This is a genomic window from Selenomonas sp. AB3002, assembly GCF_000702545.1.
GTDB lineage: Bacteria > Bacillota > Negativicutes > Selenomonadales > Selenomonadaceae > Selenomonas_B > Selenomonas_B ruminantium_A.
The window spans coordinates 1428037-1443874 of the sequence record NZ_JNIO01000008.1 but is presented as its reverse complement, the minus strand read 5'-3'; the positions used below and the strand labels follow the sequence as shown (position 1 = coordinate 1443874).

General features: G+C 43.8%; 9 protein-coding genes. All 9 read left to right on the top strand.

Features of this window, described 5'->3' with window-relative positions:
- The first annotated feature begins 18 nt into the window (after positions 1–18).
- The 9 genes from P159_RS0114875 (at position 19) to P159_RS21290 (ending at position 15835) form a co-directional block, all read left to right on the top strand.
- The gene (locus tag P159_RS0114875) at positions 19–2589 is read left to right on the top strand and encodes a glycosyltransferase (protein ID WP_029545278.1); all 2571 of its coding nucleotides are present in this window, start codon (positions 19–21) and stop codon (positions 2587–2589) included.
- A gap of 23 nt (positions 2590–2612) precedes the next feature.
- Positions 2613–3239, top strand: coding sequence for a hypothetical protein (locus P159_RS0114870; RefSeq protein ID WP_029545276.1), 627 nt, complete (start codon positions 2613–2615; stop codon positions 3237–3239).
- 18 nt (positions 3240–3257) lie between these two features.
- Positions 3258–5840, top strand: coding sequence for a glycosyltransferase (locus P159_RS0114865; protein ID WP_029545271.1), 2583 nt, complete (start codon positions 3258–3260; stop codon positions 5838–5840).
- Positions 5841–7136 carry a glycosyltransferase family 2 protein gene (locus P159_RS19605; protein WP_051650394.1) on the top strand — a complete coding sequence of 432 codons (1296 nt, stop codon included), beginning with the start codon at positions 5841–5843 and terminating at the stop codon, positions 7134–7136.
- A 4-nt stretch (positions 7137–7140) separates the two neighbouring features.
- A complete protein-coding gene (locus tag P159_RS19600) occupies positions 7141–8427 on the top strand; it encodes a glycosyltransferase (protein ID WP_051650393.1) in 1287 nt (428 codons plus the stop codon).
- 69 nt (positions 8428–8496) lie between these two features.
- Positions 8497–11193, top strand: a complete 2697-nt coding sequence (locus P159_RS19595) for a hypothetical protein (RefSeq protein WP_051650392.1) — start codon at positions 8497–8499, stop codon at positions 11191–11193.
- A gap of 321 nt (positions 11194–11514) precedes the next feature.
- The gene (locus P159_RS0114845; protein WP_185753762.1) at positions 11515–12120 is read left to right on the top strand and encodes a hypothetical protein; all 606 of its coding nucleotides are present in this window, start codon (positions 11515–11517) and stop codon (positions 12118–12120) included.
- A gap of 22 nt (positions 12121–12142) precedes the next feature.
- The gene (locus tag P159_RS0114840) at positions 12143–12877 is read left to right on the top strand and encodes a caspase family protein (RefSeq protein ID WP_029545263.1); all 735 of its coding nucleotides are present in this window, start codon (positions 12143–12145) and stop codon (positions 12875–12877) included.
- Positions 12878–13084: 207 nt separating this feature from the next.
- Positions 13085–15835 carry a Coenzyme F420 hydrogenase/dehydrogenase, beta subunit C-terminal domain gene (locus tag P159_RS21290; RefSeq protein ID WP_051650391.1) on the top strand — a complete coding sequence of 917 codons (2751 nt, stop codon included), beginning with the start codon at positions 13085–13087 and terminating at the stop codon, positions 15833–15835.
- The last annotated feature ends 3 nt before the right edge of the window (positions 15836–15838 follow it).

The following is a 15838-nucleotide window of genomic DNA, read 5'->3' as shown; positions in this document are numbered from 1 at the left end:
TTAGGGGAGTTATTTCACATGGTGGACAGCAATAAATTAAAACAGCTCAATGGGTATGAGGCAAGACTGAAGGCTGCACAGAATTTGTATGATACTAGGGAATGGTTTAGAGTACGCAGTGATTATTATGATGCCTACATAAACACAAATGTTAACGAGAAAATGATTATGTATGAGGCCTTCTCAGGCAGAGGCATTACCTGTAATCCTGGTCAAATATTCAGGTACTTATTGGATGATCCACGCTTTGAAGGCTATACACACGTTTGGTCATTGGAGGAGAGTGAGTTTAGGGATACAGCTATAGAAATGTATGCTGATTATGATAATATTGTTTTTACAAAGCCATATTCCAATGAATACTTTTATTATATTTCTACGGCTAAATATCTAATCAATAATGTTACATGGCCCAATTACTTTACACCAAAGGATAGTCAGGTGGTAATCAACACCTGGCATGGCATACCCCTCAAATATCTTGGCTTTGATGTACCTGATGGTAAGGCTGGTACAGCCAATATGATCAGGAATTTGCTATTTACTGACTATGTAATAAGTCCGGCTGAATACATGACAGATATATATAGGAATTCGTTCAAGCTTGAGGGGATATATCCAGGAAAGGTGATTGAGGCAGGCCATCCCCGTATTGACTGCATGTTTGATGCGGATAAATATGAAATACAGAAGGTTCTTACAAGATGTGGTGTTAAGTATGATGTTAATAAAAAGTTGATACTTTATGCCCCTACCTGGCGGGGAGAAAAGTATGGTATATCATACATAGATTTGGATATTGTTGATGAATACGAAGCATTCATAAAAAAAATTAGTCAGTTTGTGGATATGGCTGAGTACCAGATATTGGTTAAACCACATCAGATTGTATATGAAGCATTAGTGCAAAAAGGCTTGATGCAGGATAATTTCATTCCCGCTGTGGTCGATACCAATAAGCTGCTTGGAGTGACAGATGTCCTCATCTCTGATTATTCCAGTATTTTCTTTGATTTTCTGGTTACAAAGCGTCCGATTTTTTTCTATATTACTGATTTGGAAGCATATAGTGAGAGCAGAGGATTGTATTTTACTGTAGATTATTTGCCAGGGCCGGTGACGGATAATCTTGATCAGTTGGGCGAATGGATTCGGGATTTGGAGCATTATAAGGAATTCTTTACATATAGTAGATATGAAGAAGCTATAAATAAATTCGCCTATTTAGAAGATGGAAAGGTATGTGAACGTGTCGTTGATGCAGTTTTCTTCGGGGATGAGACATATACGAAGGAACTGAAGAATAATAAGATTAAGCTATTGGTTCATATTGGTGGTATTAGATTTAATGGTATAAGTACAGCAGCTCTGAATTTTATGGAAAAGCTGGATAAAGAGAAGTACGATGTATCATTCTACGCAGTACAAGCGCAAGGATTCGGAGATTGTTATTGTGAATATCTCAAAAGCCTGGATGATGATGTTCGAGTTATTGCTAGAATTGGTGCAAGAATAAATAATATTGAAACTTATGCCCGTATAGAGTCATGCATTGACAATGCTATCACTATAGAAAGTGGATCAAATCTATTTCCAAAGGAGTTTTATGAAATTGAGTATAGAAGATGTTTTGGGAATGCTAAATTTGATTATATCATAGAATTTAGTGGCTTTTCTGCATTTTTTGCCAATATTTACGCGTCACAGCTTAAAACCAAAAAACTTATTTGGATGCATAATACCATGGAAAAAGAATATAACAGGTTAAACAATAAAGGATCTTATGCTCTTAGAAGAGATTTGGATAATATATATCAGCTGTATTCGTTGTTTGATGGTTGTGTGAGTTGTTCTCATGCTGTTATGAAGGAAAATGCACGATATTTTGATAGGCTGGGAATAAAATGTAAGCATTTATATGTAAGAAATTTTTTTAATAAAGAAAAGGTCCTTTTAGGACTGGAAAATTATGGTGGACTAAGAACTAGTCAGGGAGATTTTTTCATAAGCGCTTACAAGAAAGAACTTAGAGAAGGACTTTTGGTTCGTTGGCCATCAAATTATAAAAAAACATTTGTAACAGTTGGGAGATTGGCAGAAGCTAAGAATACGGAAGCTTTGGTTAGGGCTTTTGCGATGCTCCATAATGAATATGCCGATACTGAGCTTTATCTGATTGGCGCTGGTCCTGATGAAAAGAGGTTGCGTCAGGTTATAACCGCCTATAAGCTTGAGGATTGTGTTGTCATGACGGGAAATTTAGATAATCCATTCCCTATTATGGAGAAATGTGATTGCTTTGTTATGCCATCACATTATGAAGGACAGCCCATTGTCATTCTTGAGGCTCGCATCCTCCATTTGCCCATCATCGTTTCCAATTTCGCTACAGTAGAAGATAGTTGTTGCGAAAGAGGCCAATTGGTAATTGGCATGGAAGTTGAGGATATTTACGAGGGAATGAAGAAGTTTATGTTGGGGCAGGTCCCTTGTGACTATGATTTGGATATTGATGAGTACAACAGAAAGGCTATGGAGGAATTTGAATATTGCCTGGCGGCCTGCGATAGAAGAGAACATGATAACTGATTAAGGACGGGAGAAGATAGGCTGTGTCAAAAAATTATGAAATAACAGATGTGAATGGTGAGCCGTTCATAATAAATTGCAATCTGAAAAAAGATGCTGTGTTTGACCGTTATAGAACCAACATGTACTCCTGCTCCCGCCCAGAGGAAGTTCTTGCTTTGGTGGAGCAGCTGGAAGATGACTATGATAAACTTTTGACCAAGTCAAAGGCAGATGCCAAGAAAGCGGATGACAAGTCAAAAGCAGATGCCAAGATGGTGAATGATTTCTCCAAGCGAGTAAAAATCCTCAAGCATCACGTTGTTACCATGCATAAGTACAAGCGCTGGACTTTCCCGGACTACCGCTTCCCCAGGGGGACACGGGTGGTGGTCTATGGCTATGGAGATATGGGGCATGATTACGTGTGGCAAATAGGCCATTCGGACCGGCTTTGCCTGGAGGGAATCGTGGATTCCAATATCTCCAGTTATGATAGGGAGGCAGATGTCCTGCCACTGGAAGCTTTAGATAAGTTGGACTATGATGTGGTGCTGATAGCCGTTAGGGAGCCTGAGCCAGCTGAAGCTATCAAAAAGAAGCTTCGTTCTGTGGGAGTGGACAGGCGGCGTATCTATTGGCATGATGTGCGCTTGGGCATCAAGGATTAAGACTGGAGGAGAGGGGCTATGATATATCTGTTTCCCTTTGATAAGGTGCCCCAAGGCAGCAAGGTCATACTGCACGGATCAGAAAATATACTCGTACAGTTCCTGGGGCAGCTGACATCTTCCGGCTATGCCAAGGTTGTTGCTGTATCTGTAAAGGAACAGGAGGATGGGGGTCTGCCGGAGTCTGCCTTGGAAAGACTGGGGCGTAGTGACTACGACTTGCTGGTTATAGCTGCTGAGGATGGAACCGCAGGTAGTCGAATGGCTGAGCAGCTGGTTGAGTCTGGCATAAAAAGGGAGCGGATTGTCCTGTCAAGCCCTCGCCCTGTCCTGCGTTACCATAAGATTAACCGTCCTGGCAGCAGCACCATGCGCAATTTTGATGTCATGCTTTATCTGTTCCCCTTTGAATTAGTGAGGCCCGGCAGCAGGGTTATCATCTATGGGGCAGGGGATGTGTGCCGTCAGTTTCTGGCACAGCTGGAAGTGGTGCCGTATTGCAAGGTAGAAGCCGTGGCGGACAAAAACACGGACTATCGGTCTGAGGCGGTCAGGCTCATTACACCAGACAAGATACAGGAAGAAGCCTATGATGCCGTGGTAATTGCTATCAACGAGGAGCGCATTGTGGAAGCGGTGCGCAAAGATTTGCTGGCCTGGAGAGTGCCGGAAGCAAAAATCATAGATGCTTCCTGGCGCACCTTACCGGATGAGAACGGCATGTTGAATTTGCTCTCCAGCGGGCATTGGGAAGTGTTGGAAAATGCAGCTTCCAAAGAGCCGAAACTGGAGGATTACTCGACTGATCCAGCAGACTTCATTGGTGCCCTGGCTGCTTCCCGCTGGGGACAGCCCTGGCAGGAAATTGCTGACTATGTAAGTGGGCTTCCCTTGGGAAGACGTAAAAGCAAGGATCATCAGGAAGATTTGACGGTGGCCATCTACTACCGTTCTCTTGCCAATGGTGGCGCACAGCGGGTGACAGCCATGCTGGCCAGCCTCTGGGCAGAAGCGCGCCAGGAAAATGGTGCTCCTTTGTATAGAGTGGTGCTGGTACTGGATCAGGCAACTGCCGGGAAAGAGGCAGAGTATCCCCTGTCGGAGCAGGTGGAACGAGTTTATCTGCCCTCACCGGAAGAAGCTTCTGGCGAAAATTATGCACAGCGCTGCAGAGCATGGCAGGAAATGCTGGCCCAATATGCTGTGGATGTAGTAGTTTATGCCTGGTTGCATCACGAAGCAGTGATATGGGATTGGCTCTCTATAAAGAGCCATCCTCTGCATCCAGCTTTTGTGCTGCAGAGTCATGAATTTTGCTGTATGCCTTATACCCGCATGGATGGTCTGGCTTCGAATCTTTTGACCATGTACAGTCTGGCGGATGGCTGCGTAGTTCTGTCCGAATATGACAGGGAATTTGTAGGTTCCTTCGCACCACATACTTACTGTATTCCAAACCCTATCCCCTTTTCCACTGGTACCACGCCAAACTCCAGTTATGAGCAGGACTTGATTATTTGGGTGGGACGGCTGAGTCCTGAAAAGCAGCCTTTGGAAGCTGTGCGCATGATATACCTGCTGAGGAAACGCGGTAGACAGGCAAAGCTTTGCATGATAGGGGAAGATAGCGATTTAAGTCTTTCTAAATTGCGGCAGGAAATCAAGTTGCTTGGGCTGGAGGACAGTGTAGAATTGGTGGGTTTCACCATGGATGTGGAGCAGTATTATCGCCGGGCAAGTATTTTCCTTTCCACTTCCCTTTACGAGGGCTTCCCTTTGGCCATGGCAGAGGCTTTTGCCCATGGTCTGCCGGTGGTGGCTTATGAATTGCCCTGGCTTTCCATGGCTGAGAATAATGAGGGACTTTTGTCTGTGCCCCAGGGACGGCCTGAGCTTTTGGCGGCGGAAATAGATAAGCTACTCAAGTTCCCCCGGCTGGCCCAGGAACTGGGGGCAAAGGGCAAATCTCATCTGGCAGATTTGGAAAAAACGGATATAGCCGCCAGCTGGCGGGAGGTTTTCTCTGCTGTTACTTCAGAAGAAGAAGGGCGCGGCGAGGCATCCAATGCCATGTCGATGCTTTTCAGATATATCACCAGCTATCAGCAGATGGCTAAGGAGAGGCTGCAAAAACGGTGTCAGGAGGAAATGGAACTGCTGAGGCTGGAGGCCCAGGAGCATTCTGCTTCGGCAGCCCTGGGAATGCCAGTGGAGAACTATCTCCCTGCCCGGCATAGTGAATCCAGTGCTGCTATGCGCAAGTACAAGCGTTGGTTTTTTCCTGAGCATGGTTTCAGGGAAGGTGCAAGGCTGGTGGTTTATGGCTATGGGGATATGGGCAAGGATTATGCATGGCAGATCCGCCATGGCAGACGTTTCCTTCTGGCAGGCATTGTGGCAGAAAAGCCGGCAGAGTATGCCGGGGAGGCAGAGGTACTGCCCCCTGAAGCCCTGATGGAGATGGAGTTCGATATTGTCCTTATCGCTGCCGAGGAGGCAGAAGCAGCGGAAAAAATCCGCCGCAGCCTGCGCCAGCTTGGGGTAGATAAGGAAAGAGTTTATTGGCAGGATGTACGTCTGGGATTGGAAGGGGAAGCCTAAATGCCGAAAGTATCTGTGCTCATGCCCTCATACAATGTGGCACCCTATATCAGGCAAAGTATAGACAGTGTCCTGGGACAGACCTTGCAGGATATAGAGGTTATCTGCATAGATGCTGGCTCAGAGGATGGCACTTTAGAGATTATCCGCGAAAGGGCAGAAGAGGACAGCCGTCTGATGCTCCTGCCCTCGGAGCGCAAAAGCTATGGCTTCCAGATGAATCTGGGCATAAAGCAGGCCCGGGGCGAGTATATAGCCATCGTGGAAACGGATGATTTCGCTGAGGCGGATATGCTTGAAAGGCTGTGCAGCCTGGCAGATGCCTATGAAGCTGACCTGGTTAAGAGCAACTATTGGGAATACCGCAATGGCAGGAAATTTTTTCATGAAACTTTGGCAGGTCATCCCTATGACAAGCTTATTTGCCCTGGTGAAGATGACCCGTCCTTGCTGAAGGTCAGCCCCAGCATCTGGTCGGCTGTCTACCGCCGCTCCTGGCTTCTGGAACAGGGTGTTGATTTTCTGGAGACGCCGGGAGCTGCCTATCAGGATGTGTCTTTTGCCATAAAGGCTTTGGCGGCGTCCAGGCGGGTGGTTCTCTGTCGTGAGGCTTTCCTGCATTACCGCAGGGACAACGCCGGCCAATCCGTCAGGGATGGGGGTAAGAGCCATTTCCTTTTTGACGAGTTTCAGGCTGTGGAAGATTTTCTGGTACAGAGACCGGAGTTGGGTAAAAAGCTGGGCGAGGTTATAAGGCAGACAAAACATGCCCAGTTTCTCACTGGCAAACGTCGTCTGAAAGCCTTGGAGCAGGCAGAATTTCTTATCCGTGTCAAGGAAGAGCTGCAAAGGGAAGCAGCTAATGGTGAAGCTGCGCTATCTCTCTGCTGGCAACAGCTAATGGAAAACACCGATGAGCAGATTCGCATGAATGCCATTTTGCAATGGCAGGAACAGAAAATGTGTGTCTCAGGATTTTGGCGAGAGCTGGAAGGAGCTGGCATGATCTATCTTTACGGTGCAGGCCGGGTGGCTTGCCTGGTAAAGGATTGCCTGGCTCAGCGAGGCTTTGCTCCTGCAGGTTTCCTGGTGACCAGCCTGAGGGATAAGAAGGAGTTGGAAGGTATCCCGCTGTTTGAGGCAAGTAGACTTCCACTGGACTGCCCCGGGATATTGGTACTGGCATGCGTAGGTGACGAGAAACTGCCAGAGGTGCTTGGTACGCTGCGAGAATTGCATTGCAGCAATTATATAGCTATGAATCTGGAGCTCAGGCAGAGCTTGGGGGCGGAGTAAGAGAATGGCTGTTTCATTAAGTGTCATAGTGCCAGTCTGGAATCAGGCGGCATACCTGGAGCATTGCGTGGAATCCATTCTGGGGCAGGAGGTCGAAGATTTGCAGCTTGTCCTGGTGGACGATGGTTCAACTGATGGCTCGGGAGAAATCTGTGATTGCTATGCCGCCAAGGACAGGCGCGTCACTGTCATCCACAAGCCCAATGGCGGTATCCTGTCTGCCCGGAAGAGCGGATTGTCTGCAGCCAAGGGGGAACTGCTGGCTTTTGTTGATGCGGATGATTGGCTTGAGACAGGGTATTTTCCACATCTGACTGCTTTTATGCAAAGCAATCCCCAGGTGGATGTGGCAGCTGGCAGCATGAAGCGGGTCTACGCTGATGGCAGCTGCCGTCCCATCTTCCCCAGGGCTGAGGAAAAACTCATGGGGAGAGAGGAAGCCTTGGGGGAGATGTTCCGCCAGCGCCATTTTGGCTGGCATCTGGCAGGGAAGGTTTACCGCCGCAGTCTCTTTGAGGGATGGCAACCGGATGAGTGCATTGCCAGCGGAGAGGATTTGCATGGCAATTATTTGCTGCTCTCCGGGGCAAGGCAGGTAATTTGTCTGCCAGGCAGTGCTTATTGCTACAGGGAAAACCCTGCCGGAGTGACAAAGCGCACCACCATGGAACTTGACCTGACCCCGGTCTATGAGTATATGCTGGCCAACTTATGGGTGCAGGAAAGGAATGTACTGGATCTGCTGCTTGAATCGTACCTATATGACCTTGTCAGGCAGTATAGGGAGATGTTCTTTACTGACAGTGTGGCATATAAGGAAAAACTCTTGGACTATGCTGGGCGAATGGAGAAGCTTGCAGGAAAAATAACAGAGCCAGTGCTTTTCGCAAAAGGGCAGCTAGAGTTTTATCGCCAGAAGCCCGAGGCCTTGCAGGCATGCTATGAGGAAGCAAGGCTTGCCATGCTTCAGACGGCGCGAGCTGCTTTTGCTTCAGGGCTGCCCGTCTATCTTTATGGCGCGGGCATTGCAGCCAAATGCTATCTGTTGCTGCTGTCCGGGGAAGGCATGATTTGCTCAGGTTGTGTGGTCAGTGATGGACAGGTGTCGCCGCCTGCTTTCCAGGGGGCACGTGTTTTCCACTTATCTGAAATAGGCAGGGAGGCAGTTTTCCTGCTGGCCTTGAATGGGCGTTATGTGCCTCAGGTGACGGAGGCACTAGCCCAGGCCGGGCATAAAGATGTCTTTCACCATGACGAGCCACAAATATTTGCGGGGTTGGCCGTAGGCTGAGTAAAGTCAGGATTAGCCTGTGCGTGTGTGATGATTTTTCCTGAAGCCGAAGAAAGGATGTTTGTGTAGATGAAGCGTGTTGTCTTTTGGGGCAGTGGCTCCCGTGCGGAGGAAGCAAGGGAACTGTTGCAAGGCTGGCAGATAGAAGCTGTGGTGGACAACAATCCTAAACTGCAGGGGCAGAAATGGCATGGCATCCCTTTGATATCCTTTAGTGACTTCCTGGCTATGGAGAACAGGCCTATATTATTGGTCACACCTCATTTTTGCAGCAGCATACTTCAACAGCTTCGGGAGGCCGGGGTGGACAAATGGGTCACCTACAATGACATTCTGGCTGGAAACAGCGCTGAGGGAATGAAAAAAGATCAGCTGTCCTTCCTGTATGAGGCGACCTGCCTGCAACTGGGCAAGGTCAAGAAGTTGCAGCACAACTATTTTTATGAATGCTTCCTGCGCAGTGGCAGCAAAGAAGGGCGGCAGAATCGTCTGCTGCAGATGTGCCAGGCGGCTAAGCATCCTGTGCTTCACTACCGTTCCCGTAGTGCGGCGGACTCTGTGAATATCCTCTTTGGCAGGCAGGTGGAACTGGTGAAGGGCAGGCATTTGCCAGAGGAGGCAGATCTGCTTTTCACCCACAGTCTCTATGAGGAAGACTATGATGCCAAATTCATGGAGCTGGAGGCTATGCGGAGGGGCGTGCCGGTTATCCTTTCTGATGAGGGCTTTCTCCATAGCATCGAGCCGGTGGAGCAGCTGGAGAAGAATAAATTCCGCCAGGGCCATTCCCTGGTGCTGGACATGGGTGGGGACTACATCAACGCCGGTTCCCCTTCCCGGGTAGAAAATATCCTAAATTCGGATTGGGAAATGTCACAGGAAGAAAGGTACCGTGCAGAGGGGCTTATCAAGACAATTTTGGAGCAAAAGCTCAGCAAGTACAATTCCCAGACCGCCACAGATTTCCGTCTGCCTGCTGTCAAGGGTGGGGAGAAGGTGCTGGTGGTAGACCAGCTCTATGGTGATATGTCCATATCCTACGGCCAGGCCACGGATGAGATGTTCTCGGAAATGCTGGGGGTGGCCCTGGAGGAGAACCCGGAAGCGGATATTTATGTCAAGGCTCATCCAGTCAAGGGGAAAAAGCATTTTGCTGGCTATGAGGATCATCCCCGCGTTATCTGGCTGGAGGCAACCATGAACCCCATAGCCCTTTTGGAGCAGGTGGACAAGGTTTACGTCTGCACCAGCCAGCTGGGGTTTGAGGCTCTGATGTGTGGCAAGGAAGTGCATGTCTTTGGTATGCCGTTTTATGCTGGTTGGGGGGTGACCAGGGATAGGCAAAGCTGCCCCCGCAGGAAGAAAAGACGTTCTGTGGAGGAAATCTTTTATGCAGCGTATGTGTTCTCTACGGTATATCTTAGCTATAGGACGGGGAAGGTATGTGAGATTGAGGATGTTATTGATGAGCTGCTGGAGCTGCGGAGGAGCTATGTGAATTCAATGAAAAAAAAGCATAAGGCATTTATGGTAGTGGTTAATGAGAAGTTGATGTTTGCTTTGGGCACTTTTCTTATTAATCTAAAGAAGATGGAAATTGATTATGATACAGTTATTGTATACAGTGATGTGGAAATTGACGAAAGATTGAAGGAGAAATTCGCATCCTATAAGGTTAGGTGGATTTTATATACACACGATGAATTCTGTGCAGAATTTTCTGTTGGAACGGGTAGTTTACATTTTAAGGCGGTGGATACAAGGTATTCTTTTCTCATCTATACTAAATTTCTTTGCCTAAAACATTTAAGAGAGTTTTCGACGGTTATATTGATAGATTTAGACGTTTTAGTTCTGGATAAGATAGATGAACTTTTTGCATTGGATTGCAACATCGCGTGGAAAAATGGTTTAAATTTCTCCGAAAAATTTGATCTAGATGCATTCGAGGATAAGGAGAAAATAAAGCGTGATTTATTAGAAAAACACAATATAACAAAAGATACAGTAACTCCTAATGGAGGCCTAATTGTTGTAAATGATAATTTCGACTACATGAAATGCTATTCTGATGGGGTAGACTTTTTTAGAAAATATATTATTAATCAAAATAGGCTTTGGGGCGGAGATGAAATTATTTTTGCCTTTTTTGCAGCGAAAAACAAACTTCGTCTGCACGCATTTGACAATAAAGTATATAATGTTTTCCCATATTTGGCTTTTTCGGGTAGCAAAATCATACACTTTATGGGAAAGAAAGTATGGTCGGACTTACTGCTTTCTCATGTGTTCCCTATGTGGATGGAATATTATCAGCAGTGTGTGAAAGAATTTGGGCTGTCATCTAAAATGGTCCGCAGTGATAGAATAGGGATGTTGGTGGAGAAAGAGCTAATTCGTGACATGTGGTTGGGATTATTAGCGAGAATATATAAAGTCCTTCCTAAAGAGTTAAAGATAAGAGAGTTTTTTGATAAAAAATGGTTGATATTTGATTATAATGAAGTTTGCTATTATGAATTTAAGGTGAACTTTAAAGGAAAATTTATGTGCGGGATGTGGATTAGTGGAGAGCAGCAAGTCCGGAAAACAAAGCAGGAAATAGAAATTTTGGTAAACAAAAATTATGGGAAACTTTCTTATTTTATAGATCATAGGGGGCTGTATTTATATACCAAAGAATATGTGGAAAAGGGGAAAATAGAAGAATATTTTTTGATGTTTTATAATTGCACAGAAAAGATTAGATTGATGGTGAGTGAATGAGAGATATAATTTCATTCTGGTTTTAAAGCTGGCTGATTAATGCTTTTTTGAAACGCGGTCGTCTGTCAAATTTAAACAGGTATGACAACTTGACTTATAAATGTTTTTAGGATGGTGATTAGCTTGACTATTGAGTGCAACCAGGCTAAGGACATACAGAGCATAATACAGGCTTCCCTTGAACCAGTATACCAGGAATATCCTCATCAGTGAGATAATATCGGTCATCTTATCCATTATGAGAGTAATAGATTTGTAGTTTTTATTGATGTTGAAAATGATCTAGACTGGGAAACAAGTGATGCGATTGATGCAGAATTATTGAATAGGGAGAACTATTTTCACCATATATTAGCTGATGTAGATCTTTTATCTCATCAGGCAGGCATGAGATTCTTTCATCCTGAGATAAAGCGTGATCTTTTGTGGCAATTGGGGCGAGCTGTTGTATTGGCAATAGATGGGCAGGAAGCGTTGGCGCGACGCATGGTTACGGTTGCAGCTAAATTTTATTCAGCTCGTCTTTTGGAAAGATGTAGAGAGTGTCAGCATACTTGTTCTTTTGCGATATATTTCATCGTATTGTTAATGTTTACTTGTTTTTACAACCTTGGAGATTGTTTGAGTTATGACGTGAGGACTGTAGGATATACAGTCTTCTACGGTTGTACGGGAGTTATGCTTTATGGCATCCATAACATTGCCAAGCTTAGATATAGCAGCGGGGCGGGATGGTATCTGCACTTACTGCAAATTTTATCCAGGTATGTGGCTGGAGGCATAGGTGCATATTTCTTGACGTTGCTGTTTAAGGCGGGGGTTGTTTTCCATAGTTTTCAAGGTGGAGAAAACGAAGGGGTACTGTTGGCAATTCTGGGAGTTGTAGGCGGGTTTAGTGCCAAAATGGTTCCGTCCATATTGGAGTGATTTACTGTGGAGGGGGAGATAGATGATGAGGCGGGGCGTGCTGTTGATAGGCAATCCGGGAGATAGATATAAAGCTGATGAATATTGCAAAGGCGTATTTGCTGACTTAAAGAGATATAAGGAATTCTTTCTTAGTATGCAGGGTGGCGCATGGGATGAGGATGAGATATGTTCACTTCCAATATATACTTCGAGTAATGAAGTGCGTAAAGCCTTGCGTTGGTTGGACTCAATGGAGTACTCGATAGTAGTATTCAGTGGACATGGAGGTTCACTGGGGAGACAAACTATTCTGGCTCTCTCGGAAGATTGCGAGGATGTTATTAGTGAAACCGAATTTGTCAAAGTGGGGCGGACGGTAATTTTAGATTGTTGTAGAGCGCCTTTTGGGAAGGAAGAGGTACAGATAAAAAAGGCTTCCCGCCCTGTTTTTGATTCTTGGAGTGGAATCACACGGGAGATGGCTCGAAGCATGTATGACGAGGCAATTAGGCAATGCGTCGGTCAGGCTGTTGTCCTTTATAGTTGTAGTCATGGACAATTTTCGGAGGATATATCAGGGGTGGGGGGAGTTTATAGTACGGAACTTCTTGATATTGCAGAAAACTGGTGCGGGGTAACTATTCTTACTGTTGGAGAGGCTCATGAAATGGTGGTAAATAACTTTGAGAATAGGCCAGACGTTTTACAAAGACCACAGATTCGTAAGCCTCGGATGATAGGTGCAAGGACATATCCATTTGCTTTGGGTTTATAGACTTGCCATGTCCACAACAGTTAAAACGTAAGATTTTGAACGTGGACTTCGAAATGTTGGTGGAAGGCCGTTTCATGATCTAATCGGTATCTTAGCAGAAAGACGGCTTTTGATGTTTTATGATAGCAAAGAAAAGATTAGATTGATGGTGAGTGAATTAGAGACATAATGTTTTTTGCGTAAAATTAAGGAGATGCGAATTCACACATGAAGTATGATGTTGGGATATTAGGACGATACAATAATTCTAATTGGGGAGGCAGTTTGACTGTTCTTGTTACTTATTCTACGATAAGTGACATGGGGTTTAAGGCTAAACTTTTGAAAGTGAAAGGGCATGATGACGATAAAAATGTGATATACAATCGTTTGTGCGATTTTACTAAAGTGTTGATAAATAATCCTATGCCTCCCAAAGACTGGAATAGATATTTTAGTAATTTTTTATTGTGTTCTGATTGGACTTTATATAAAAATTGGTTTCTGCCTCTTGATATGCGAATGTTTTCCTGGGTGGAAAAGAATAATATAATTAGTATGGCTGCTAGTTTCGGTACAGAAACAGGTAATTATGATAAGAGCGATTATCCTATGCTTTATTCATATTTGAAGAGGTTTCGACATTTGTCTATTAGAGAAAAATTCGGATTGGATTTATGCAAAAAGATTGGGATAGATCACGCGGTTATCATGCCAGATCCTATTTTTTCTCAAGGAAAGGAATATTACTACAAGATCGCTCAAGCATATTCTCATAAATCGATAGAAGGAAAATATGCTGCAGTGTACTTGCTAGATATGAGTGATAATTCAATTGAACTTGCAATTAATACTGCCAAGCAGATGAATTTAAAACCTGTTTTCATTGTTGCACAAAAAGACAAAGACAGAATTGAGAAAAATAGGGAGAGGTTGGAGAGGTATATATATGTAAATAATTTCTCGGAGAGCCTTTCTGCTTGGATTTATTATTTATATCATAGTGAAGCTATAATAACAAATTCATTTCATGGGGCTTGCTTGGGATATATTTTTGAGAAAAATGTATTTGGTATAGAAAGAGGAAGACTATCGTCTAGATTGGTTGATTTATTGCAGCAATTTGGCATTAAGAACAGATTTATCAGCAAGCTGGATGATATTGATAAGGCTATCAAAGAACCTGTGGATAGTAATGCTGTTAAAGATAAGATTATGCTTATGAATAATAAGGTTCGTGAATTTCTTGTAAAAGCTATAACAGATGGAAAGAAGCAGGAGAATAGAATAGATTACTTGCCTAGGGTAGAGTGTACTGGCTGTATGTCATGTGTTAATGTTTGTCCCAAGAAGTGTATTAGCATAGAGAAAGATAAAGAGACTGGTTTCCTTTATCCTAAAATTGATGAATCTATATGTGTCAATTGTGGAATATGTGGTAAGGCATGTCCAGTATTGTCCAAAAACGAATTGACAGGTCAAATAAATACTGTTTGGTGTGGGTTCAGTAAGGACAAAGAAATACGTTATCTCTCTACTAGTGGAGGTTTTTTCTCAGAATTAGCCAAGGGCGTTTTTGCAAAAGGTAATGCGGTGGTATTTGGAGCAGCCTACGAAACACCGCAAAAGGTTGTTCACACTGAAATATTTGATGAAAAAGATATTCCTCGTATCAGACAATCAAAATATGTACAAAGTGAAGTTCGTGATACATATTTAAAAATGGAACGACATTTAAGAGACGGGAAAAATGTTATGTTTTGTGGTACACCTTGTCAATGCGCAGCGGTTCGTTCATTTATAAATGCTAAAAAAATTCCTGATGATAATTTGTATCTTGTTGATTTTATTTGCCATTCTGTGAATAGCCCAAAGGCTTATCAGGCATATTTGGCTGAGATTGAAAATAACATTGGAGATTCAATTAAAAAGGTTTGGTTCAAGAATAAAGAAATATCTTGGGAGAAGTTCTCAACTAGGATAGATTTTGAGACAAAGGAACCTTATTATATTAAAAATCGTTATGAAGATAGTTTTTACAAAGGTTTTTTGAAGCACCATTTGTATTCCCGTCCGTCTTGTTCACATTGTAATTTTAAGGGAGAGAAGCGCCATAGTGATATAACCCTTGCAGATGCCTGGGGAATAGCTATGAATTGTGATAAAAGCCATGGTATTAGTACGGCTATTATACATACAGACAAGGGCGTGAAGCTCTTTGATGAAATAAAAGAGAAACTGTATGTAGAAGAGAAAAATATTGAGGCAGTTAGCAAGGGGAATGTTAATTTTATGTCCTCAACTCAGCTGGGACGTAATTCTAAGTATTTTTATCAGAGACTTGCTCAAGGCATCCCTTTCTCAAAAATAATTGATGAAATTGATACTAATAAGCTAGTGAAAGAACAAGATGTGAATAAGCTTGATGAATCTTCTGTAAAGTTGAATGGTGCTGTTGTTCGTGCACATTCTACAGCAAAAATCATTACAAATTCAAATTCTAGCCTAATATTAAATGCTGGGAAATTACCGGGAAGCAATAGTGATTGTTTGATTGAAATGGATGAAGGTTCAAAGATAATAGTAGAAGGTAACTTTAAAATTTATCATTCTTGTCGTATTAAGGTACACAAAAATGCAGTCCTGACTCTTGGCAATGGATATATGAATACAAATTCTATTGTTGTATGTGCAAAGAGTATCAATATTGGTGACGCTATAATTGCACCCAATTGCTATATTGTTGATAGCGACTATCATAAAATCCTTGAGGATGGAAAGGTTATAAACCCGCCAGCTCCCGTGAAATTTGAAGGGCATGTTTGGCTAGGGCAGAATGTGACCATTTTGAAAGGAGTTACTATCGGGCGAGGATGCTGTATAGGAGCAAAGAGCCTGGTGACAAAGGATATTCCTGCCGATAGTTTGGCAGTGGGAGTTCCTGCCAAGGTTGTGCGTTCAAACATCGAGTGGAGGTAAAAA